General features: G+C 73.3%; 16 protein-coding genes. 13 read left to right on the top strand and 3 right to left on the bottom strand.

Features of this window, described 5'->3' with window-relative positions; all coding sequences use genetic code 11:
- Positions 1-64: 64 nt before the first annotated feature.
- Positions 65-2,527 (top strand): N-acetylmuramoyl-L-alanine amidase, encoded by a 2,463-nt coding sequence (locus CRP30_RS01890; RefSeq protein ID WP_097182271.1) that lies wholly within the window; start codon positions 65-67, stop codon positions 2,525-2,527.
- The gene (locus tag CRP30_RS01885; protein WP_097182270.1) at positions 2,524-5,106 is read left to right on the top strand and encodes a SpoIID/LytB domain-containing protein; all 2,583 of its coding nucleotides are present in this window, start codon (positions 2,524-2,526) and stop codon (positions 5,104-5,106) included. Before CRP30_RS01890 ends, CRP30_RS01885 begins: the two co-directional genes overlap by 4 nt.
- 441 nt (positions 5,107-5,547) lie before the next feature.
- On the opposite strand, the gene CRP30_RS01880 is transcribed toward CRP30_RS01885, so the two are convergent.
- Complete coding sequence (locus tag CRP30_RS01880; RefSeq protein WP_159961483.1) at positions 5,548-6,930, bottom strand: acyltransferase family protein; 1,383 nt, start codon at positions 6,928-6,930, stop codon at positions 5,548-5,550.
- Positions 6,931-7,146: 216 nt separating this feature from the next.
- The gene (locus tag CRP30_RS01875; protein WP_235003216.1) at positions 7,147-8,217 is read right to left on the bottom strand and encodes a glycosyltransferase family 4 protein; all 1,071 of its coding nucleotides are present in this window, start codon (positions 8,215-8,217) and stop codon (positions 7,147-7,149) included.
- A 210-nt stretch (positions 8,218-8,427) separates the two neighbouring features.
- Here CRP30_RS01875 and CRP30_RS01870 point away from each other — a divergent pair, with 210 nt between their 5' ends.
- The 11 genes from CRP30_RS01870 to CRP30_RS01820 all read left to right on the top strand — a co-directional run bounded on the left by CRP30_RS01870 (position 8,428) and on the right by CRP30_RS01820 (position 21,254).
- A complete protein-coding gene (locus CRP30_RS01870; RefSeq protein ID WP_097182267.1) occupies positions 8,428-9,408 on the top strand; it encodes an ABC transporter permease in 981 nt (326 codons plus the stop codon).
- A 3-nt stretch (positions 9,409-9,411) separates the two neighbouring features.
- Positions 9,412-10,662 carry an ABC transporter ATP-binding protein gene (locus CRP30_RS01865; protein ID WP_097182266.1) on the top strand — a complete coding sequence of 417 codons (1,251 nt, stop codon included), beginning with the start codon at positions 9,412-9,414 and terminating at the stop codon, positions 10,660-10,662.
- Between the two features lie 73 nt (positions 10,663-10,735).
- Entirely contained in the window at positions 10,736-11,989 is a 1,254-nt protein-coding gene (locus CRP30_RS01860; RefSeq protein ID WP_143278384.1) for a glycosyltransferase family 4 protein, read from the top strand.
- On the top strand, positions 11,989-13,446 hold the full coding sequence (locus CRP30_RS01855) for a glycosyltransferase family 4 protein (RefSeq protein ID WP_143278383.1): 1,458 nt from the start codon (positions 11,989-11,991) through the stop codon (positions 13,444-13,446). Before CRP30_RS01860 ends, CRP30_RS01855 begins: the two co-directional genes overlap by 1 nt.
- A gap of 78 nt (positions 13,447-13,524) precedes the next feature.
- Entirely contained in the window at positions 13,525-14,988 is a 1,464-nt protein-coding gene (locus CRP30_RS01850; protein ID WP_097182263.1) for a phosphotransferase, read from the top strand.
- 7 nt (positions 14,989-14,995) lie between these two features.
- Entirely contained in the window at positions 14,996-16,093 is a 1,098-nt protein-coding gene (locus CRP30_RS01845; RefSeq protein ID WP_097182262.1) for a glycosyltransferase family 4 protein, read from the top strand.
- Positions 16,094-16,167: 74 nt separating this feature from the next.
- Positions 16,168-17,322: a glycosyltransferase family 4 protein gene (locus CRP30_RS01840; RefSeq protein ID WP_235003116.1), complete on the top strand. Its 1,155-nt coding sequence runs from the start codon at positions 16,168-16,170 to the stop codon at positions 17,320-17,322.
- A gap of 67 nt (positions 17,323-17,389) precedes the next feature.
- Positions 17,390-18,340, top strand: coding sequence for a glycosyltransferase family 2 protein (locus CRP30_RS01835; RefSeq protein ID WP_235003115.1), 951 nt, complete (start codon positions 17,390-17,392; stop codon positions 18,338-18,340).
- A gap of 1 nt (position 18,341) precedes the next feature.
- Entirely contained in the window at positions 18,342-19,442 is a 1,101-nt protein-coding gene (locus CRP30_RS01830; RefSeq protein ID WP_097182259.1) for a mannose-1-phosphate guanylyltransferase, read from the top strand.
- A 28-nt stretch (positions 19,443-19,470) separates the two neighbouring features.
- On the top strand, positions 19,471-20,241 hold the full coding sequence (locus tag CRP30_RS01825) for an SDR family NAD(P)-dependent oxidoreductase (protein WP_097182258.1): 771 nt from the start codon (positions 19,471-19,473) through the stop codon (positions 20,239-20,241).
- 95 nt (positions 20,242-20,336) lie between these two features.
- Positions 20,337-21,254, top strand: a complete 918-nt coding sequence (locus CRP30_RS01820; protein WP_235003114.1) for a DNA-3-methyladenine glycosylase family protein — start codon at positions 20,337-20,339, stop codon at positions 21,252-21,254.
- Positions 21,255-21,285: 31 nt separating this feature from the next.
- On the opposite strand, the gene rfbA is transcribed toward CRP30_RS01820, so the two are convergent.
- Positions 21,286-22,155: a glucose-1-phosphate thymidylyltransferase RfbA gene (gene rfbA, locus CRP30_RS01815; RefSeq protein WP_097182256.1), complete on the bottom strand. Its 870-nt coding sequence runs from the start codon at positions 22,153-22,155 to the stop codon at positions 21,286-21,288.
- Positions 22,156-22,167: the final 12 nt, after the last annotated feature.

The raw sequence follows: 22,167 nt of genomic DNA, 5'->3' as shown, positions 1-22,167 counted from the left end.
CGCGCGAAGCCGGCCGCTCGACATCCGCGGGCACCGACGCGAACCGTTCTACCGGAGGATTTCCGTGCGCCGCACCCTTGCGGGCTCCATCGCCTTTCTCGCCATGTCCGGGACGATCCTCGTCCTGCCGGTCTACGCCGAGCCCACGCCCGAGGCCGAGCCGGTGACGACCGCGGCCGAGGAGATCCCGCTGGGGTCGGTGGCCGCGCCGGAAGAGGCTGCCGCCGTCCAGGAGGGCACCACCGCCGCTGTCCAGGGTGTTCCCGACCAGGCACCCGTCCTCGCCGTCCAGGAGCTCGACACCGAGTTCTCCCTGGTCGGCGTGACCTGGGCCCACGACCCGGCCGTCGTCGACACCCTGGTGCAGGTGCGCGCCCGGAGCGCCGACGGCGCCTGGGGCGAGTGGACCACGGTCGGCGTCGAGGACGCCGAGCAGAACGCCGACTCCGGTCAGGAGACGCGGGGTGGCACGTCGCCGCTGTGGACCGGCCCGAGCACCGGCGTCGAGGTCGAGCTGGTGACGCGGTCGGGCGCCGCTCCCACCGACGTCAAGCTCGACCTGGTCGACCCGGGCGAGAGCGTGGCCGACGCCCACCTCGAGACCCCGGACATCCAGGACACCGCCGACGCCGCGCTCGCGCTGCCGCCGGTCTTCTCGCGGGCGCAGTGGGGGGCGGACGAGCGCATCCGCACCTGGGCCCCGCAGTACGCGCCGACGATCAAGGCCGCGACGATCCACCACACCGCGGACAGCAACAACTACACCGCCGACGACGTCCCGGCGATCATGCGGTCCATCTACCGGTACCACACGGTCAGCCGCGGCTGGGGCGACATCGGCTACAACGTGATCGCCGACAAGTACGGACGCCTGTGGGAGGGCCGCTTCGGCGGGCTCGCCAGCACGGTCATCGGCGCTCACGCCGGAGGCTTCAACACCGGCACCTTCGGCGTCTCGATGCTCGGCAACTACGAGACCGCGGTCCCGCCGCAGGGCATGCTCGACGCAGTCGCCGACATCATCGCCTGGAAGCTCTCCCTCTACGGCGTGGACCCCCGCGGGCGGACGAACCTGACCTCCGGCGGTGGCGGGACCTCCCGCTACGCGGCCGGCGTCGTCGTCAACCTGCCGACGGTCTTCGCCCACCGCGACGTCGGTTCCACCGCCTGTCCGGGGAAGTACGCCTTCAGCCGCATGGACGACATCCGCAGCCGCGTCACCGCCCAGGTGGACGGCGGGATGTCCGCGATCGAGCGGCGGTATGCCTCGGATGCGGGGTTGCGGCAGTCGTTGGGTGCGCCGGTGGGTGGCGAGCGGTGGGGGGCCGGGTTCTCGTTCCGGGAGTATGCGAACGGGCGGTTGTACTGGTCGGGCGCGACGGATGTGCGGGTGGTGCGGGGGGAGATCCTGCGGGTGTTCCTGGCGTCCGGTGGTGCTGAGGTGCTGGGGGTGCCGTCCACCGATGAGGGGCAGGCCGGCGCGGGGGGTGCGTTCAACCACTTCACGCGGGGCACGTCGATCTACTGGTCGCCGGGGACCGGGGCGCAGGTGATGCGGGGCGCGATCCGGGATCGGTGGTTGAGGACGAACGCGGAGTGGGGTCTGGGTTACCCGACCGGTGGTGAGGTGCCGGTGGCGGGGGTGGCCGGTGCGTGGAAGCAGACGTTCCAGCGCGGGGAGGTGTACTGGTCGGAGGCGACGGGTGCCTTCGATCTGCGGGGCGGGCTGGCTCAGGCGTGGGCTGCTGCCGGTGGGGCGTCCCGGTTGGGGCTGCCCACCACCGGTGAGGTGGGCGTGCCTGGTGGCGCGTTCACCCAGGACTTCTCCCGGGGGTACACCCTGGTGTGGACGTCGTCGGGGACGCGGCTGGTCCTGGGTGGTATCCGGGATGTGTGGCTGGCCCGGGGCGGGGCGCGTGGGGTGCTGGGTCTGCCGCTTCATGACGAGGCGCCGACGTCCGGTGGTGGCTGGTACGTGGAGTTCACCGGCGGCACGGTGGTGTGGACGGCGTCCTCGGGTGCGGTGGCGCTGACCGGGCCGATCGGTGCCCGGTGGTCGGCGGCCGGTGGGCTGGGTTCGTCGCTGGGGCTGCCGGTGGCGGTGCAGCGGGCGACGTCGGACGGGCGTGGCCAGTTCGTGGCGTTCGCGTCGGGTGCGGGGATCTACCAGCCCAACGGGTCGGCGCAGGCGTTCCTGGTGGCCGGTGACATCGGCCGGCGGTGGACGGCCTGGGGCGGGGTGAGCGGGCTGGGTCTGCCGATCATCGACGAGACGCGGCTGGGTACCGGTGCCGGGACGTTCCAGGTGTTCGCCCGGGGCAAGGTGTTCTCCTCGGCGGGCACGGGCGTGCAGGTGGTCTACGGCGCGGTCGGTGCCGCCTACGACTCGGTCGGCGCGGAGTGGTCGCGGCTGGGGCTGCCCACCAGCGGTGAGTACGCCGTTCCCGGTGGCGTGCGGGCGGACTTCCAGGGCGGCCGGATCACCTGGACCGCCGCCACCAACACCACCACCATCAGCTACACGTGAGCGTCTCCGGGAAGGCCGGGTCGCGTCCCTGGCGACGGTGGGGGACCGCCGGCCTCGTCATGTTCCTGACCACGGCCGCCCTGGCGACCACGGTCGTGCGGTCGCCCGAGGCGCAGGCGGCGTCGGACAAGGCCGTCGTGCCGGCCGGCGGGGTCATCCCCCTGGTGGGCCACGGCTACGGCCACGGGCGTGGCATGTCCCAGTACGGCGCCTACGGAGCGGCCACGACCGGCGCGTCGGCCGGGCAGATCCTGGACTTCTACTACGCCGGGACGACCAGCCAGTCCAATGCCCCGTGGGGCGTCAAGGTGCGGATCACCACCTCCGACGGCCCCCTGACGGTCCTGCCCGACGCCGGTCTGGTCGTGCAGGACCTGAAGCACGGGACGACCACCGGGCTGCCCGCGGGTCCGGCGGCCTGGCGGATCGTGCGCGCGTACGACTCCGCCGGCAGGTCCGTCGGCTACGGCGTCCACTTCCAGGTGGCCGACGGCTCGTGGCAGGCATTCACCTTCGCGGGACGGCAGATCACCGAGGGCCCCCTGCAGTTCTCCGGCCCGGAGATCGTGCGCATGTTCCGCCCCGGCGACGTGCGTGGGTTCCGGGGCTCGCTGATCGGGATCGCGGACGGTGGCGGTCTGGCCACCGTGAACGCCCTGTCGTTCCAGGACTACCTGCGCGGGGTGGTGCCGCGGGAGATGCCGGCCTCCTGGCCGGCCGCGGCACTGCAGGCGCAGAGCATCGCCGCCCGCACCTACGCGCTGTACAAGATCGAGCGGAAGCCCGCGGGTCAGATGTGGGACATCTGCGACACGACGGCCTGCCAGGTCTACGGCGGTGCGCGCACCTGGGTCAACGGCAGGCTCACGCTCTCGGAGGAGCCCGCCACCAACGCGGCCATCGACGCGACGAACAACGTCGTCCGGCGCAGTGGCGCAGCGACCATCAACGCGGAGTTCTCCTCGTCCAACGGGGGATGGACCGCCGACGGCGGCACGTCGTACACGCTGGCCCGGCAGGACCCGTGGGACGGCATCGTCTCCTCGAGCGCGCACCGCTGGTCGGACACGATCACCGCGGGCGAGCTGCAGGCAGCGTTCCCCGCCGTGGGGACGTTGCGTTCCCTCGAGATCACCGATCGGGACGGGCGCGGCGAGTGGGGCGGCAGGGTGCTGAAGGTGGTGCTGCGGGGCGTGGCCTCCGGCGGAGGGGCGACCGCGGTCACCGTCACCGGCAACCAGATCCGTTCCGCCGGAGCCCTGAAGAGCAACTGGTTCTCCTTCGACGTGCCGCTCTCGGCCATCGACGCCCGGTATGCCTCGGATGCGGGGTTGCGGCAGTCGTTGGGTGCGCCGGTGGGTGGCGAGCGGTGGGGGGCCGGGTTCTCGTTCCGGGAGTATGCGAACGGGCGGTTGTACTGGTCGGGCGCGACGGATGTGCGGGTGGTGCGGGGGGAGATCCTGCGGGTGTTCCTGGCGTCCGGTGGTGCTGAGGTGCTGGGGGTGCCGTCCACCGATGAGGGGCAGGCCGGCGCGGGGGGTGCGTTCAACCACTTCACGCGGGGCACGTCGATCTACTGGTCGCCGGGGACCGGGGCGCAGGTGATGCGGGGCGCGATCCGGGATCGGTGGTTGAGGACGAACGCGGAGTGGGGTCTGGGTTACCCGACCGGTGGTGAGGTGCCGGTGGCGGGGGTGGCCGGTGCGTGGAAGCAGACGTTCCAGCGCGGGGAGGTGTACTGGTCGGAGGCGACGGGTGCCTTCGATCTGCGGGGCGGGCTGGCTCAGGCGTGGGCTGCTGCCGGTGGGGCGTCCCGGTTGGGGCTGCCCACCACCGGTGAGGTGGGCGTGCCTGGTGGCGCGTTCACCCAGGACTTCTCCCGGGGGTACACCCTGGTGTGGACGTCGTCGGGGACGCGGCTGGTCCTGGGTGGTATCCGGGATGTGTGGCTGGCCCGGGGCGGGGCGCGTGGGGTGCTGGGTCTGCCGCTTCATGACGAGGCGCCGACGTCCGGTGGTGGCTGGTACGTGGAGTTCACCGGCGGCACGGTGGTGTGGACGGCGTCCTCGGGTGCGGTGGCGCTGACCGGGCCGATCGGTGCCCGGTGGTCGGCGGCCGGTGGGCTGGGTTCGTCGCTGGGGCTGCCGGTGGCGGTGCAGCGGGCGACGTCGGACGGGCGTGGCCAGTTCGTGGCGTTCGCGTCGGGTGCGGGGATCTACCAGCCCAACGGGTCGGCGCAGGCGTTCCTGGTGGCCGGTGACATCGGCCGGCGGTGGACGGCCTGGGGCGGGGTGAGCGGGCTGGGTCTGCCGATCATCGACGAGACGCGGCTGGGTACCGGTGCCGGGACGTTCCAGGTGTTCGCCCGGGGCAAGGTGTTCTCCTCGGCGGGCACGGGCGTGCAGGTGGTCTACGGCGCGGTCGGTGCCGCCTACGACTCGGTCGGCGCGGAGTGGTCGCGGCTGGGGCTGCCCACCAGCGGTGAGTACGCCGTTCCCGGTGGCGTGCGGGCGGACTTCCAGGGCGGCCGGATCACCTGGACCGCCGCCACCAACACCACCACCATCACCTACACCTGATCCGGTCGGGCCCCCGGTCCAGGTGACCGGGGGCCCCACCGGCAGGTCCCGTCAGCGAGGCGTTCGGCGCCCGGCGCTGGTGCGTCCCCGGCACGTGACCGGTCGGCCGACGGCGGGGTCGGCGACGTGCAGCGGTGCGCCCGGGGGCAGGAACGCTCGCGTCCCCTCGGCGGCGCCGCCCGGCGGAGTCGCGCACCGGGCGGCCTACTCACCGCCGCCGTCGCTGCCCGCCGGTCCGTGGTGGCGCTGGTCGACCACCAGCGGTGGGCCGGTGCGCGGTCCCGCCCGCCCCCGTGACGCCGCACGGGCACCCAGGGGTCAGGCGCTGGGAGGGTGCGGCGCAGGTCGCCGTGAGCCAGGGGACCGTCGTCGTCCGTCGGCCCGTCGCAGCCAGGCGCTGGGAGCTCCCCGGGGAGGGCGGGAGGACGCTCGCCCGACGGCTCAGCGTGCGGTCGACGCCGTGTTGTCGGCGGGTTGGTCGGTGACCTCGGGACCCGGGGCCGCGGCGGTCCGAGCCCGCTCCTCGGCCGGTGGCTCTCCCGAGGGCTTCGCGGGCGGCACTGCTGCCGCCCGGCCGCCCTGTCGCTCGCGGTAGAGCGCGATCATCCGACGGCCGACGAGCTGCCCCGGCTTCTCGATGAAGTGGTAGGTCAGCACCGAGAGGACGAGCGTGGCGCCCAGCAGGACGGCGAACGCGGGCACGTCGGGCAGCGGCGGGTTCGGCAGCAGCAGCACGAGGGCGTGCACCAGGTAGACGGAGTAGCTGATCGTGCCGAGGTAGACCAGCACGCGGGGGTAGGCGAACCTCCGCAGCAGGAACAGTGCCCCGAAGACCAGGTACGCCGACACGAACGTCCCCGCCTCGGTCCACCAGCGCGGGGTCGCGCCGGTCTCCGGGTCCGGGGCGCCGACCTGGTAGCAGTACATGACCAGGGTGATGCCGACGACGGCGAAGCAGAACACCGCGGCGGCGGTCCGCTTCGGCAGCTCCCCGATGTCGTACCGGTAGAGCACCGTGCCCGTGAACATCGAGGCGAGGAGCAGCAGCGAGAACCAGAGGTCGTTCGGCCGGTTGAGGAACAGCATCAGGATCAGCAGGGTGATGCTCAGCGCGACCACGCGCTGCCGTCCCGCCAGCCGGGGGGCGATGATCGCCACGGCCAGGGCGATCAGGCCGATGACGACCGCGGGCCACTGCCGGATCTGCGGCTGGATGAGGTAGAACGGCACCAGGAATCCGCCGAGCACCAGGGCGGCGGTCACCAGGCCCATGGCGATGCCGGCCGACCGCCGGTGCCAGCCCAGCATGAACAGCACCGTCATGAGCAGGTAGAAGACCATCTCGTAGCCGAGCGTCCACGAGGCACCGATGACCAGCGGCCGCTCGAAGAAGACCTGCAGCATCGTCGCGTTGATCAGCGAGTCGCTGACGATGCGGTAGTCCCCTCCCGGGGCCGCCCACGGGGTCGCGAAGGCGATCAGCGCCAGGAGCAGGACGGACAGGTACAGCGGGAAGAGCCGGAACACCCGGCCGATCCAGAACTCCGACAGGTTCCCGCGCCGCTCCATGGACGCCGGGATGATGAACCCGCTGCAGATGAAGAAGACGAGGACGCCGAACTCGCCCGGCCGCCACCACACGTGCGAGAACACGACGAGCTCGGGCCAGATGACCTCGCCGAGGTGCTGGACGGCCACGACGAGCGCCGCGATGCCCCGCAGCGCGTCGAGGAACTCCAGTCGGCCGTTGCGTGCCCGGGCCGCGTGGACCTGGTCGCCGGCGTGCGTCTCTGGCGCGACGTTCTGCACCGGTGTCGTCGTCACGAAGGCTCCCTCATCTGTGTCCCTGCGGCCACGGCCGGCGGTTCCGGGACGACTCCCGAGGGAGTGGTCGAGGCGCAGCAGCGGTGCCCGTTCTCCCCGTCACCCGGAGGCCGGAGGTGGCTCCCGGGAACGGTACCCGGCGCGGTGTGCTCCCTGTCATGTCCGGGGACAGGTGTGTCGGCCGGTGCGAACGGGTCCCACGGGTCGACGTCGGCCTCAGTCCGGGGCGCCGGCGGCGCGGTAGGCGGCGACGGTGGCGTCCGCGCAGCGGGCCCAGGTGAACGAGCGGGCCCGCTCCCGCCGGGCCGCACGGGCGGACTCGGCGTCGCCGTCCTCGAGCCGGCCCGATCCGACCGCCTCCAGGGCGGCGACGAGCGCGTCCCGGTCGTCGGCGTCCACGAACGTCCCGCACTCGCCGAGCACCTCGCGCAGCACCGGGATGTCGTTCGCGAGGACGGGGGTGCCGGTGGCCATCGCCTCCAGCGCGGGCAGGCCGAAGCCCTCGTAGCGGGACGGGAAGACCAGCGCGGTGGCGCCCGCCACCAGGCCGCGCAGCTCCTCGGCGGGGAGGTAGGGGAGCACGTGCACGCCGGGATCGGCGGTGATCTCCGGCCCCCATCCGGCCGGGCCGACGAGGACGAGCGGTGGGACCCGCCCGGTGCCGGCAGCGCGGTGCGCGGCGACCAGGGCGCCGAGATTCTTCCGCGGTTCGCGGGTGCCCACGGCCAGGAGGTAGCGGTCGGGCAGGCCGAGACGGCGGCGCTCCGCCGCTGCCAGCGGCGCGGCCGCCGCCCAGGCGTCGTCCACGCCGAGCGGCGTGACGTGGACCCGGTCGCCGGCGATGCCGAGGTGCTCCTGGATCTCCGCGGCGACCGCCGCGCTGGGCGTGAGGACGGCGTCCGCCCGGCGGGCCTGGCGGATCGTCAGCTCGGCGGCCCGGCGGGTCTGGGGGTGGACGGTCTCCGGCAGCCGGAGGAACGCCAGGTCGTGCACCGTGACGACGCGACGCGCCCGGCGGCTCGGGGGCGAGGTGAAGTTCGTCGCGTGCAGGACGTCGGCCCGGGGGAGGAGGACGTCGGCGCTCGGCCGGTCCTGCGTCAGCCAGAGCTGCTGCAGCAGCCGGGCGGGCAGGATCCGGCGGGTCCACGCACCGGGATGCACGTCCGGGGGGCGACTCCCGTGGCGGATGGTGAAGGCGTATAGCCGTGGGGTCACATCCGGCCGGTCGTGCAGTGTTCGGTACAGGTTCGTCACGTACTGTCCGATCCCGGTCCGGTGCCCGAGCATTGGGGTGCCGTCGAGGAGTACGTCCATGACGGGGCCGACGATAGAGGTAGTCGCCGGACGACCCGGCGGGTGCGCGAGGAACGTGTCCGGGTGTGGGGCGAGCGGGTGCCCGAGGTCGAACCGGCCACTGGTCGGTCCTTCGCTCGGGAGCATGCGTGCAGCGCGGCTCGCCTACCCTGAAGCGACGTCAGCGATGAGGATGGAACGACCATGTCAAGTACGGGCACCGACGTGCGGGGTACCGGCGGCGATGCGACCGATGCGTTCCGCGAACCGCCGGCGATCAACCGGGCGGAGGCGGTCGAGTCCCTCCCCATGGAACGGGTCAACCCGCCGCGGAGCTTCTTCCGGGGGTCCTTCACCGACCTGGTCGACATCCTGCGCTACCGCGAGCTCCTCGGGCAGCTGGTCCGCAAGGAACTGAAGGTCAAGTACAAGGACAGCGTCCTCGGCTTCTTCTGGACCCTGGTCCGGCCGATGGCCCAGCTGGTCATCTACTACCTGGCGTTCACGATCTTCCTGGGCAACCAGCAGCCGGCCTACGCCGTCTTCATCTTCTCGGGCCTGGTGGTCTGGGGGTTGTTCACCGACATCCTCGGCGGCTGCACCGGCTCCATCGTCGGCAACGGCGGGCTGCTGAAGAAGACGTACTTCCCCCGCGAGATCTTCCCGCTCTCGGTCGTCGGCGCGGCGCTGGTGAACTTCTTCCTGCAGATGATCGTGCTCATCGGCGCGATCGGGATCACCGCCGTCCTCACCGACAACCGGGTCGCCGTCACCAGCGACCTGGCCCTGGTGCCGCTCGCCCTGGCGGTCTGCCTGGTGTGGGGCCTGGCGATGGGGCTCTTCCTGGCCGCCGCGACGGTCTACTTCCGCGACCTGCAGCACCTCATCGAGATCGTGACGCTGCTGCTGTTCTGGCTCGTGCCGATCGTCTACCCGGTCGTGCTGCCCATCAAGAACTTCACCGAGAACGGGCACAGCCTGCTGCTCGAGATCTACCTCGCCAACCCGATGCTCAACGTCATCGCGGCATTCCAGCGGGCCTTCTACACGATGGGGCCGGAGTACACGCTCGACGCCAACCTGTGGGCCCGCCTCGGAGTGTTCCTGGTGATCGGCCTCGGGGCCCTCTGGCTGGCGCAACGCTACTTCGCCCGCGCACAGGGCGACTTCGCCCAGGAGCTCTGACCCATGACCACCGTCATCCGCGTCTCGGATGTCAGCAAGAAGTTCGCCATCAACGCCAACAAGTCGCTCAAGGAGCGGCTGATCAACGCGCGCACGACCAAGCAGAACAAGTCCGAGTTCTGGGCGTTGCGCGACATCGACCTGGAGATCGCGGCCGGGACGTCGATGGGCCTGATCGGCCACAACGGGTCCGGCAAGTCGACCCTGCTCAAGGTCATCGGGGGCATCCTGAGCCCGACCGACGGGTACGTGGAGCGGCGCGGCCGGCTCGCGGCCCTCCTGGAGCTCGGGGCCGGCTTCCACGGTGACCTGACCGGTCGCGAGAACGTCTACCTGAACGCGTCCATCCTGGGCCTGTCCCGGGCCGACACGGACAAGTACTTCGACAGCATCGTGGACTTCTCCGGGATCGAGGAGTTCCTCGACACCCAGGTCAAGTTCTACTCGTCCGGCATGTACGTGCGGCTGGCCTTCTCCGTCGCGGTGCACGTCGACCCCGAGATCCTGCTGATCGACGAGGTCCTCGCGGTCGGCGACGAGGCGTTCCAGCGCAAGTGCCTGGACAAGATCCGGTCGTTCATGCGCGAGGGGCGCACGATCATCTTCGTCACCCACGCCCTCGACCTCGTGCGCGACCTCTGCTCGCGAGCCGTCCTGCTCGACCACGGCGTCATGCAGTACGACGGCGCCCCCACGCAGGCGATCCGCATGATCCGGGACGCGTGGAACGAGGAGGCCGAGGTGGAGGCCGAGCAGGCCGCCGCCCGCGCGGACGACACGGTGACCGGTGCGGCGACCTACACCCCGATGCGGATCTCCGACGTGGTCATCACCGACGGCGCCGGGCAGCCGAAGGACACCTTCAGCCCGGGCGAACCGTTCGGGGTGGAGTGCACCGTCACCTCCGACCGGCGGGTGACCGACTGGGCCGTGGGCATCAAGATCGAGAACCACATGGACCAGAACTGCTACGCGTCCAACACGCACCTGATGAACCTGCAGCTCGAGCCGATCGAGGGTTCCCGGCGGGTCTCCTTCAGCTACGGATCGATCCCGTTGATCGACGGCGGCTACCACGTCAGCCTGGCCGCGCACGGCGTCAACGGACCGCACTACGCCCGGGCCGCGCGGATCAAGAACTTCAAGATCGTCGATTCCGAGTGGCAGGACGGGCTGGTGCGGATGCCGGCCCAGGTGCAGGTGCGCCCGGTCGAGGCCGGGGCGGCCCGCGCCGCGACTGCCGAGACCCGATGACCGGCCCCCGATGACCGATTCCAGGGACCCGGGGAACACCGGGCCCGACACGACTGCGAGGAGTGCATCCGACGTGCAGCCCCCTGTGGACCGGACGGGCAAGATCGCCTTCGTCCCGGCTCGATTCGGGCCCGACATCATCGGCGGCGCGGAGATCGTGCTCCGCCACCTGGCGATGGGTCTGCAGGACCGGGGCTGGGAGGTCGAGGTCCTGACCACGGCGGCGCTGGACTACTTCACCTGGAAGAACGAGCTGCCGGTCGGTGTCGCGGTGGAGGACGGGCTCACCGTCCGTCGCTTCGAGGCGGTCAAGTCCACCGCCGGGCGGGACCGCGACGAGATCGGCATGCGCATGTTCGGCGGCGAGCAGATCCCGCTGGTCGAGCAGGAGCGCTGGCTCAACGACGACGTGCGCATCCCCGGGCTCTACCAGCACCTGCTCACCCGCGGCGAGGAGTACCGGGCCATCGTCTTCGGGCCCTACCTCTTCTGGCCCTCGGTGGCCTGCAGCCAGGTGCACCCGACCCGTTCCGTGCTCTGGACCTGCCTGCACGACGAGCCCTACGCCTACCAGAGCATCTTCGCGCCGGTCCTGAGCGGCGTCGCCGGCCTGTTCCTGCAGACCGAGCCCGAGCACGAGCTGGCGCACTCGATCTTCCCGCAGCTGGCCCCGCACGACGTCGTCGGCTGCGGCGTCGAGGTGCCCGAGGGCTACGACCCCGAGCGATTCCGTCAGAAGTTCGGGATCACCGAGCCGTTCCTGCTCTACGCGGGCCGCCGCGAAGGGGCCAAGGGCTGGGACGAGCTGCTCGAGATGTTCGCGCGCTCGGTCGTGGCCCGGGGGCTGCCCTTCCACCTGGTGACGATGGGCGCCGGTGACGTCAACCCGCCGGCGTCGGTGGCCGACCGGGTGCACGACCTCGGCTTCCTCTCCGAGGAGGACCGCAACGACGCCTACGCGGCGGCCACGGCCTACGTCCAGCCGAGCCGGTACGAGGCGTTCTCCCGGACGATCATGGAGTCCTGGCTCGCCGAGACCCCCGTCGTCGGCGTCGGGCAGGGCGGCGTCGTCCGGTACCACATCGAGCGGAGCCGGGCCGGCATCGTCTACGACGACCGGTACGAGTTCGAGGAGGCCCTGGTGTTCCTCGCCGCGCACCCCGAGGCGGCCGAGCGGCTGGGCGCCTCGGGTCGCCGCTACGTGCTCGACCACTACCAGTGGGAGGACGTGCTGACCCGGGTCGAGCAGTCCCTGACCTCGTGGACGACCGCGCCGGCTCCCGCCGCTGCGGCGACCGCCGCCCCGGCTGTCGAGGTGGCCGGCTGATGCGCATCCTGATGGTGTCGCCCTACCCGCCGAAGCGGGACGGGATCGCGACGTACGCGGCCCAGGCCGTGGCCCACCTCGAGCGCCAGGGGCACCAGGTGGAGGTGCTGTCGCCGGAGCCCTCCGCCGCCCACCACCACCTCGACTTCCAGGCCGGCCCCCGCTTCGGGGCTGCCCTCGCCCGTCGCGTCCGGGCCTACGACAAGATCGTCCTGCAGTGGCACCCGGCGTTCTTCTACCGCTCCAGCGACCCCACGCACCGGGCGGCGGTGGACGCGGCGCTGGCCGTGGCGTTCAAGATCGCCCCCCAGGTCGAGGTGTGGGTCCACGAGTTCGAGTACGAGGACGCCCGCGGCGGCGGGGTGCGCGCCCAGGCCAGCCGCCTCCTCTTCCGCAGCGCGACGGCGCTGTTCTTCCACAGCGAGACCGAGCGCGACCGCTTCCTCGAGGTGGTGCCCGTCGATCCGGCCATGGCCCACCTCGCCCAGCACGGCGAGGCCTTCGTCCGCCGGTCCGCGGCCACCCGGGAGGAGGCCCGCGCCTCGCTGGGCATCGACCCCGACAGCACGGTCTTCCTGTGCATCGGCTTCATCCAGGAGCACAAGGGCTTCGACCGCGCGGTGCACGCCTTCTCCGGGCTCGCCGCCCACGGGGCCCGACTCGACATCGTCGGGTCCACCCGCCTGGACGAGCCGGACTTCGTCGCCTACCTCAACGAGCTGGACAGGTTGTGCGCCGCGACGCCGGGGGCGTCCCTGCACGCCGGCTACATCTCCGACGAGCTCTTCGACCGGTGGATCGTCGCGTCCGACGCCGTCGTCCTGCCCTACCGGCACATCTGGTCCTCCGGTGTGATGGAGCGCGCGGCGCTCTACGAGCGGCCGGTCATCGCGACCCGGGTGGGCGGCCTGGCCGAGCAGGCCGGTGACCGGCTCGTGACGCTGGTCGACGACGACGCCGGCCTGGCGGCCGCCATGCGGCAGGTGCTCGGCGTGGACGACTCGGCTGCCGAGGAACGCGCCTGGAACCTCGACGGCGACGACCTGTTCACCGCCGTGCAGTCGCAGGTGCGCGAGCGGGCCCGGCTGGTGCGTGGCGGCGAGGTGGCGTTCGCCGGCGCGACGCCGGGCGCCGCGGTCGCCCGCGAGACCGCGCCGACGCCCGGTACGGCGACCCTGCCGGTGCGGCGGCTGCCGCCCTTCTCCCGCCCGCCCGCGACCTCGCTGCGGCCCGGCGTGTCCCAGCTCAAGCGCGCCGTCCGTCGGCTGATCTCGTGGGAGGTCGACCCGGTCGTCCACCACGAACTGCTGCTGCAGCAGGCGGTGGTGGCCAGCCTCGACACGCTCGAGCAGCGCCTGGCCGCCGTGGAAGGCGCGGTCCGGCCCGGCACCGGCGGGAACGGGGCCGGCGCGCCGGCGCCGGCGGACCCTTCCTCCGACCGCGGCTCGACGGCCTGAGGCCCAGCCCCCCACGGGGTGCGCCGCGAACGGCGCCCCACTCCGAACACGCGCACAGCAGCGAAAGGGACCACACGCATGCGCAAGCAGCTTCGAGCGGCGATCGCCCGGCTGGCGCCGGAAGCGATCGATGGCGTCCAGAACCTCCAGGGGCTCCCTGACCGGCTCGACCGGATCGACGAGGACCTGTCCGGGCTGAGCGAGCTGGTGCGCCAGGTCGACCTGCGGGTCAACCACTTCCAGCAGTTCGACTTCCGCCTGCAGAAGCTGCGGTCGCTCGCCGCCCAGGTCGAGCCCTACCAGCCCGCCTACGGCCTGCCCGGCGTGATCGCCGAGCCGGCCCGCGACAGCGTGGACCGGTGCCGGGCGATCGAGAACCACTTCGGCGGCCGGGTGCGCGGCAAGCGCCTCCTGGACGTGGGCTCCTCCCTGGGCTTCGTCTGCTACTGGTTCGCCGACCGGGGCATGGTCACCGAGGGCTGGGAGGGCAACCCGGCGAACGCCGAGGTCGCGCAGCTGATCGGTGAGCTGAACGGCGTCCCGAGCCGCATCCGCACCCAGCTGTTCGACGCCGACAGCGTGGCCACGATCGGCCCCGGGCAGTTCGACGTCGTGACGTTGCTCAGCGTCCTGCACCACGTCGTCTACCACCAGGGCCTCGAGCAGACGCAGGTGCTGATGCGCGACCTGCTGCAGCGGGTGCCCGTGCTCGTGCTGGAGCTGGCCCGCAAGGGCGAGGACCCCGACCTGTTCTGGGACGCCAGCCTTCCCGAGGACGAGCTCGACATCTTCGCGCTGGTGCGCGACGAGGTGGAGATCGTGCAGCTGGGCATGTTCGGGACGCACCTGTCCGACAAGGCGCGTCCGCTGTACGTGGTCAGCCGGAAGGAGCGTGTCTCGGTCAACGACCGCGAGTACGCGGTCACGAGCAGCAGGGCGGAGGCATACCCGGGCTCGGCCGCGGTGGTGGACCACGAGAGCCGCCGCTACATGTGGGGCGACGGCGTCTTCATCAAGCAGTACCGGCTGGCGGAGCGGACCTCGGCCAACGCCCGTCTCATCACGCACGAGATCTCCGCGCTGATCGGCATCCAGCACCTCTCGCGGGCCCCGCGGCTGATCGACTACGAGGTCTCCGGGGACGTCGCCACCGTGGTCTACGGCCGTGTCGCGGGCGACCTGCTCGAGACCGGTGCGCCGCTGCCCGCGGAGCAGATCGACGCCATCGTCGGCGAGATCCTCGCGGCGCTGCGCGAGCTGCACGGCGAGGGCCTGTTCCACAACGACGTGCGCTCGTGGAACATCCTCTGGGACGGCACCACGGCGCGGTTGATCGACTACGCCGACACGTCGTCGACGGACTTCGACGGCGACCTCGTGTCGGTGCTCTGGCTCGTCCACGCGCTGACCACCGGCACCCGCGAGCCCACCGAGCAGGGCAAGTCCCAGCTCCCGCCGCGGGAGGCGCTCGACCCGCGCTTCCACGAGCTCTACGACCAGGTGGCCGGCGGCATCCGCCGGGCCACCGAGCTGGCGCAGTGACGGGGACGTGCGCGTAGCGGTCCTGCTGGAGCAGGTGCTCGCGCCCGTTCCCGCGGGGACGGGCCGGTACTCGACCGAGCTGGCCGGGGCCCTCGCCACCACGGCCCCGGATGGGGCGGCGGTCACCGGGTGGACGGCCTGGCACCGCCGGACCGCCGCCGCCCGGCTGCCGGGGGTGTCGGGGCCTCGTCGGCTCCCGCTGCCGCGCCGCGCGCTCGTGGCCGCCTGGGAGCGGGGGGTCGGCCCGCGGCCGACGGGTGCCGACGTGGTGCACGCGCCGACCCTGCTGCTCCCGCCCGTCCGCCGGGGGGCGCTGGTGGTCACCGTGCACGACGCGGTGCCGTGGACGCATCCGGAGACCCTCACCGCGCGGGGCGTGCGGTGGCATCGGGCGATGGCCGAGCGTGCGGCCCGGCACGCGGACGCGATCGTCGTCCCGACCCACGCGGTCGCCGACGACCTGGCCCGCTACCTGCAGCCGAGGGCGCCGATCGAGGTGGCCCACCTCGGGGCCAGCGGTCGTCTCGCCGAGCCGGACGACGCGGCGGAGCGCGCCCGTCGCCTGGGTCTGCCCGAGGAACCCTTCCTGCTGAGCCTGGCGACCCTGGAACCCCGGAAGGGCCTCGACGTCCTGATCGAGGCACTGGCCCACCCCGCGGGCCCGGACGTGCCGCTGCTCCTCGTCGGCCAGCCGGGGTGGGGCGGCGTCGCCCCGGACGCGCTGGCCGCCCGGGCCGGGCTGCCGCCCGGTCGCGTGCGCAGCCTGGGCCGGCTCGCCGACGCCGACCTGGCGGTGGTCCTGCGGAGGGCGACCGCCCTGGTGGCGCCGAGCCGGGCCGAGGGTTTCGGCCTCCCCGTGCTCGAGGCGATGACCGCCGGCACGGCGGTCGTCTCCTCCGACGACCCCGCGCTGGCCGAGGTCGGGGGCGGCGCGACGCTGCTCACTCCCGTCGGTGAGGTGGGTGCCCTGGCCGAGGCCATCCACCGCGTGGTCGACGACGCCGGCCTGCGGAGCTCGCTCGCGGCCCGAGGCACGGCACGGGCGGCCGACTTCTCCTGGGACACGACCGCCCGGCGGATGTGGGAGCTGTACGGCCGGCTCTGACCGGTCCGGTGGTCGCCCGGTGCGCCGCCCGTATCGTGTGCTGCGTCCACCGACGGACGAGCGGGAGGCGGGTCATGGGGGGCGGGGTCATGGGGGCCGGAGCCCGCACGCGCGTCCTCGTCGACGCCACCGCCGTCCCGGCCGACCGCGGGGGCGTCGGCCGCTACGTGGACCAGTTGCTGCCTGCGTTGCAGGAGGTGGGCGCGTCGCTGGCCGTGGTCTGCCAGGCCCGCGACCTCGAGCTGTACGGGACGCTGCTGCCCTCGGCCGACGTGGTGGCGGCTCCGCCGGCGATCGAGAGCCGTCCCGCCCGGCTGGCCTGGGAGCAGGTCGGGCTCCCCCGCGTGGCCCGCGCCGTGGGTGCGCAGGTGCTGCACTGCCCGCACTACACGTTCCCGCTGCGCGCCGGTCTGCCGGTGGTGACGACGCTGCACGACGCGACGTTCTTCACCTCGCCCGAGGTGCACCAGCCGGTGAAGCGGACGTTCTTCCGCACGTGGACGCGGGCCTCCCTGCGGCTGGCGGCCCGGTGCGTCGTGCCCTCCCGGGCGACCCTGGACGAGCTGGCGCGGGTGGCCGGCGCGACGCGCGAGCGGGTCGACGTCGCCCACCACGGTGTCGACCCCGTGAGCTTCCACCTGCCCTCGCCGGAGGAGCGGGAGCAGGCACGCGCCACGCTGGGCCTGGCGGCGCGCCGCTACGTGGCCTTCCTGGGGACGATCGAGCCGCGCAAGAACGTGCCGGCGCTCATCGCCGGCTGGCAGCAGGCCTGCCGGCGGGTCGACGATCCGCCGGCGCTGGTCCTGGCCGGCGGGCGCGGCTGGGACGACCGGGTCGACCCGGCGCTGGCCGCCGTCCCCGACGACCTCGAGGTGCTGGCCCCCGGGTACCTGCCGCTCGAGCAGCTCGCGGGGCTCCTGGGCGGCGCCGAGGTGGTCGCCTATCCCAGCCTGGGCGAGGGCTTCGGCCTGCCCGTGCTGGAGGCGATGGCCTGCGGTGCGGCGGTGCTCACCAGCCCCCACCTGGCGATCCCGGAGGTGGGCGGGGACGCCGTCGAGTACGTGGAGTCGACGCCGGGAGACCTGGCCGACGGACTGGTGCGCCTGCTGACGGAGCCGGCCCGGAGGGCGGAGCTGGCGGATGCGGCGGTGACCCGCGCGGCGGAGTTCACCTGGGCGGCCTCGGCGGAGGCCCACCTGCGGACCTTCGCGCGCGCCGCCGCGGGCTGACCGGGTGCGGGCCGACCCAGTGGGGGTCGGACTTCGGCCCACGGGCGCGGACCGTAGGGTCGAGGTCGTGGACGAGCGCTCGGGAACGCGGCCGATGCGCGTGGTGGCGGTGACGTACTCGCCGGGGGAGACCCTCGACGGCTTCCTGGAGTCGCTGGCCACGGCGACGACCCGTCCGGTCGAGGTGGTGCTCGCGGACAACGGCTCCACCGACGGCGTGCCCGAGGCCGCGGCCGAGCGGTTCCCGCACGTGACCCTGCTGCGCACCGGCGGGAACATCGGCTACGGCGCCGCCGCCAACGCCGGGCTCGCCGGCGCCGAGGGCACCTACGCCCTGGTCGCCAACCCCGACGTCCGGTTCGAGGCGGGGTCCGTCGACGAGCTGCTCGCGGTCGCCGAGCGGTGGCCGCGCGCGGCGACGACGGGCCCGGCCATCCGGACCCCGGACGGTCAGCTGTACCCCTCCGCCCGCGACCTGCCGCAGCTGTCCACCGGTGCGGGGCACGCCCTGCTCGGCTGGGCCTGGCCCGCCAACCCGTGGACGGCGCGGTACCGGCGGGAGAGCGAGGCGCCGCGGGAGCGCCCCGCCGGCTGGCTGTCGGGCTCCTGCCTCCTGGTCCGCCTGGAGGCGTTCGACGCCGTGGGCGGCTTCGACCCGAGCTACTTCATGTACTTCGAGGACGTCGACCTGGCCGACCGCATGTCGCAGGCCGGCTGGCTGCACGTGTACGCGCCCTCGGCCGTCGTGGTGCACGAGGGCGGTCACTCCACCCGGCGGGAACCGCACCGCATGCAGCGGGTGCACCACACGAGCGCGCTGCGATACCTGTCCCGCCGCTACCCCGGCCGGCGGTACGCGCCGCTCCGGGCCGCGCTGCGCGCCGGACTGGGCGCCCGGATGGGGCTGGCCTACATCAGCGGGCGCGTGGCAGCCGGAGCCCGACCGCGGTGGACGGTGGCGGCGCTGCAGAGGACCGGACGGGCGGCCGGCGGGCGCCGGCTGCAGAAGAAGGGGTGACATGAGGCACGCGGTGATCATGGCCGGAGGCTCGGGGACTCGGCTGTGGCCGCTGTCCCGCGCCGAGCGTCCCAAGCAGCTGCTCGACGTGGTCGCCGACGGGACCGGCGGCGCGCACAGCCTCCTGGCCGAGGCCTTCGCCCGGCTCCGGGCGCTGCTGCCGGCCGAGCAGATCTGGGTGTGCACCGCCGCCCGGTACGGCGAGCAGGTCGCCGCCGCGCTGCCCGAGCTGCGGGCCGACCGGCTGATCCTCGAGCCGGTGGCGCGGGACACCGCCAACGCCGTCGGCCTCGCCGCCGCGCTGGTCGCCGACGTCGACCCCGAGGCGGAGCTGGCGGTGGTCAGCGCCGACCACGTCATCCGGCCCGTCGAGCGGTTCGCGGCCGCCCTCGAGACCGCCTACGACGCCCTGGCCGCCCGGCCGCGCGCGCTGGTCACCCTCGGCATCACGCCGACGTCGCCGGCGACCGGTTTCGGCTACGTGCAGCGCGGCCCGGCCACCGAGGTGGCGGGGGTGGCCGAGGCCGCCTCCTTCCGGGAGAAGCCGGACCTCGCGACGGCGCAGCAGTACCTCGACTCGGGTCAGTACCTGTGGAACTCCGGCATGTTCGTCTGGCGGGCCCGGACCGTCCTCGACGCCCTCGGCGAGCACCTGCCGGCGTCGGCCGACGGGCTCGCCCGCATCGTGGCCGCGCCGTCCGGGCCGGACCGTGAGGCCGTCCTGGCCGAGGTCTTCCCGACCCTGCCGAAGATCAGCGTCGACTACGCCGTCCTCGAGCCGGCCGCGGCCGAGCCCGGGCGCGTGCTCGTCGTCGACCTCGACGTCGACTGGCTCGACGTCGGCTCGTGGCCGGCGCTGGCCAGCACCCTCAGCACCGACGAGGCCGGCAACGCCGTCTCCGGGATGGTCGTCGCCCTCGACGCGGCCGGGAACATCGTCTTCAGCGACGACCCCGAGCACCTGGTCGCCCTGGTCGGCGTGCGGGACAGCGTCGTGGTGCACACGGCCGACGTCACCATGGTCTGCCCGGCCGGGGACGCCGAACGGGTCAAGCAGCTGCTGGCCGAGGTGGAGCGCCGGCACGGGTCGCGGTTCGGCTGACACGGGGCGCCGGGATACCTTGCCGGGCATGAAGAACTTCGACGTCGCCGCCGTGGTCTCGGGTGGGGCCTCCGGGCTCGGCGAGGCCACCAGCCGAGCCCTGGCCGCCCGCGGGGTCGCCGTCACGATCCTGGACCTGCAGGAGGACAAGGGCGCCGCGCTGGCCGGGGAGCTGGGCGGGGACGCGACGTTCGTCCGCACCGACGTCACCGACGAGGCGTCGGTGCAGGCGGGCATCGCCGACGCGACGGGCAAGGACCGGCCGTTGCGCATCGCGATCAACTGCGCCGGCATCGGCTGGGCCCAGCGCACCGTCGGCCGAGCCGGGGAACCGCACGACCTGGGCGCCTTCACCCGCACCGTCATGGTCAACCTGGTCGGCACCTTCAACGTCCTGCGGCTGGCCGCCGCGGCCATGGCCGCCACCGAGCCGGAGGAGGACGGCGAGCGGGGTGTGGTCGTCAACACCGCCTCGATCGCGGCCTACGACGGTCAGATCGGCCAGGTCGCGTACGCGGCGTCCAAGGGCGGCATCGTGGGCCTGACCCTGCCCGCCGCGCGGGACCTGTCCGCCGTCGGCGTCCGGGTCTGCACCATCGCCCCGGGCCTGGTCGACACGCCGCTGCTCGGCAGCCTGCCCGAGGAGGCCCGGACGGCGCTCTCGGCGGGCATACCCTTTCCCAAGCGCCTCGGCCGCCCGACCGACTTCGCCGAGCTCGCGCTCGCGATCGTCGAGCACGGCTACCTCAACGGCGAGGTCATCCGGATGGACGGCGCGCTGCGGATGGCGCCGCGCTGAGCATGGCCCGGCGCTGAGCATGGCCCGGCGCTGAGCACGGCCCCGCCCGCCACCACCTGACCGAACCACCCCGGGGGAACGTCCTGACCAGCACCGTGCCGGCCGCCGCCGTCGAGACGGAGTTCCGGCCGGACTGGCCGCTGGACGTCGTCCGGAGCCTGTCGCCGAACCGGCGGGGGACCGGCGACCCGACGTTCCGCATCGCGGACGACGGGCTCTGGCGGACGACCACGACGCCGGAGGGCCCGGCGACGGTGCGGATCTCGATGTCCCTCGGCGCCGTGCGGATCTCGGCGTGGGGACCGGGCGCCGGCTGGGCCGCCGCGGCGGTGCCCGGATGGCTCGGTGCCTCGGACCGGTGCGACGAGTTCGACCCGGGGGGCCACCCGCTGATCGGGGACCTGCACCGCCGCACGCCGTGGCTGCGGCTGGGCCGCACCGGGCGCACCTGGGACGCGCTCGCCCCCGCCGTCCTCGAGCAGAAGGTCACCACCGTCGAGGCCAACCGCGTGTGGCGCGAGCTGCTGCGCCTGGCCGGCGAACCGGCGCCCGGGCCCGCCCCCGAGGGCATGCGCGTGCCGCCGTCGCCGCGGAGGGTCCTCGAGGTCACCGACTGGGAGTGGCACCGCTGCGGTCTGGACGGCGCCCGGCGGCGGGCGCTGCGCGCGGTGGCCTCCGTCGCCGCGAAGTTCGAGCCGGAGGTCGCGGGCGACTCGGCGGCGCTGCGGAAGCGGCTGTGCTCCGTCCCCGGGATCGGCGTCTGGACGGCGGCGGAGGTGGTCCAGCGGGCCCTCGGCTGCCCCGACACCGTCAGCGTGGGCGACTACCACCTGAAGAACATCGTCGGCTTCGCGCTCGCCGGGCAGCGGAACACCGATGACGCGGAGATGCTCGAGCTGCTGGAGCCGTGGCGCGGTCAGCGGCAGCGGGTGGTCCGGTTGCTGCTGGTCGGCGGGGCTCGCCGTCCCCGCCACGGCCCGCGCTTCGCGCCCACCGACTACCGGTCGATCTGAGCGGCGCGCGCCCTCCGGGAAGGGGCGGGGGTCAGACGCGCTCGCTCAGCAGGGCGAGGAGGTAGTCGCCGTAGCCGCTCTTGCCCAGCGGTCCGGCGGCACGTCGCAGCCCGTCGTCGTCCAGCCAGCCGTTGCGCCAGGCGACCTCCTCGATGCAGCCGATCTTGAGGCCCTGGCGTTCCTCGACGACGGAGACGAACTCCGTGGCCTGTCGCAGGGACGCGAACGTGCCGGTGTCCAGCCAGGCGGTGCCCCGGTCGAGGGCGGTGACGGTCAGCCGTCCTTCGCGCAGGTAGTGCTCGTTGACCGCCGTGATCTCCAGCTCGCCCCGCGCGCTCGGCGTGATGCCCCGGGCCACCTCGACGACGTCGCCCGCGTAGAAGTAGAGGCCCGGCACCGCGTAGGAGCTCTTGGGCCGGGCGGGCTTCTCCTCGATGGAGAGCACCCGGCCCTCGGCGTCGAACTCCACGACGCCGTACTCGCGGGGGTTGGCGACGTGGTAGGCGAAGACGTGCCCGCCGGCGGGCGTGGGGAGGCGGCTCAGCGCCGTTCCGAGCCCGGCGCCGTAGAAGATGTTGTCGCCCAGCACCAGCGCCGCCGCCTCGCCGTCGAGGAAGTCCGCGGCGATCAGGAAGGCCTGAGCGAGTCCTTCGGGCCGGGGCTGGACGGCGTACTCGAGCCGCATGCCCAGCCGGCTGCCGTCGCCGAGCAGGTCCCGGAAGGCGTCCTGGTCCCCGGGCGTGGTGATGACCAGCACCTCGCGCACCCCGGCCATCATCAGCGTGGAGAGCGGGTAGTAGATCATCGGCTTGTCGTAGACCGGCATGAGCTGCTTGCTGACGGCCTGCGTGATGGGGAAGAGCCGGCTGCCGGTGCCGCCCGCCAGAATGATGCCTCGCACCTCGTCACCGTA

The organism is Blastococcus haudaquaticus (assembly GCF_900230285.1).
GTDB classification, from domain to species: Bacteria; Actinomycetota; Actinomycetes; order Mycobacteriales; family Geodermatophilaceae; genus Blastococcus_B; species Blastococcus_B haudaquaticus.
This window is presented reverse-complemented; position numbering and strand designations above follow the sequence as displayed.

Excerpts from the sequence above, each read along its gene's own strand:
- CRP30_RS01825 (WP_097182258.1), top strand. The coding sequence starts at position 19,471 with ATGAAGAACTTCGACGTCGCCGCCGTGGTCTCGGGTGGGGCCTCCGGG.
- CRP30_RS01875 (WP_235003216.1), bottom strand. The coding sequence starts at position 8,217 with ATGCTCGGGCACCGGACCGGGATCGGACAGTACGTGACGAACCTGTAC.
- CRP30_RS01850 (WP_097182263.1), top strand. The coding sequence starts at position 13,525 with ATGCGCAAGCAGCTTCGAGCGGCGATCGCCCGGCTGGCGCCGGAAGCG.
- CRP30_RS01865 (WP_097182266.1), top strand. The coding sequence starts at position 9,412 with ATGACCACCGTCATCCGCGTCTCGGATGTCAGCAAGAAGTTCGCCATC.
- CRP30_RS01830 (WP_097182259.1), top strand. The coding sequence starts at position 18,342 with ATGAGGCACGCGGTGATCATGGCCGGAGGCTCGGGGACTCGGCTGTGG.
- CRP30_RS01840 (WP_235003116.1), top strand. The coding sequence starts at position 16,168 with ATGGGGGGCGGGGTCATGGGGGCCGGAGCCCGCACGCGCGTCCTCGTC.
- CRP30_RS01855 (WP_143278383.1), top strand. The coding sequence starts at position 11,989 with ATGCGCATCCTGATGGTGTCGCCCTACCCGCCGAAGCGGGACGGGATC.
- CRP30_RS01870 (WP_097182267.1), top strand. The coding sequence starts at position 8,428 with ATGTCAAGTACGGGCACCGACGTGCGGGGTACCGGCGGCGATGCGACC.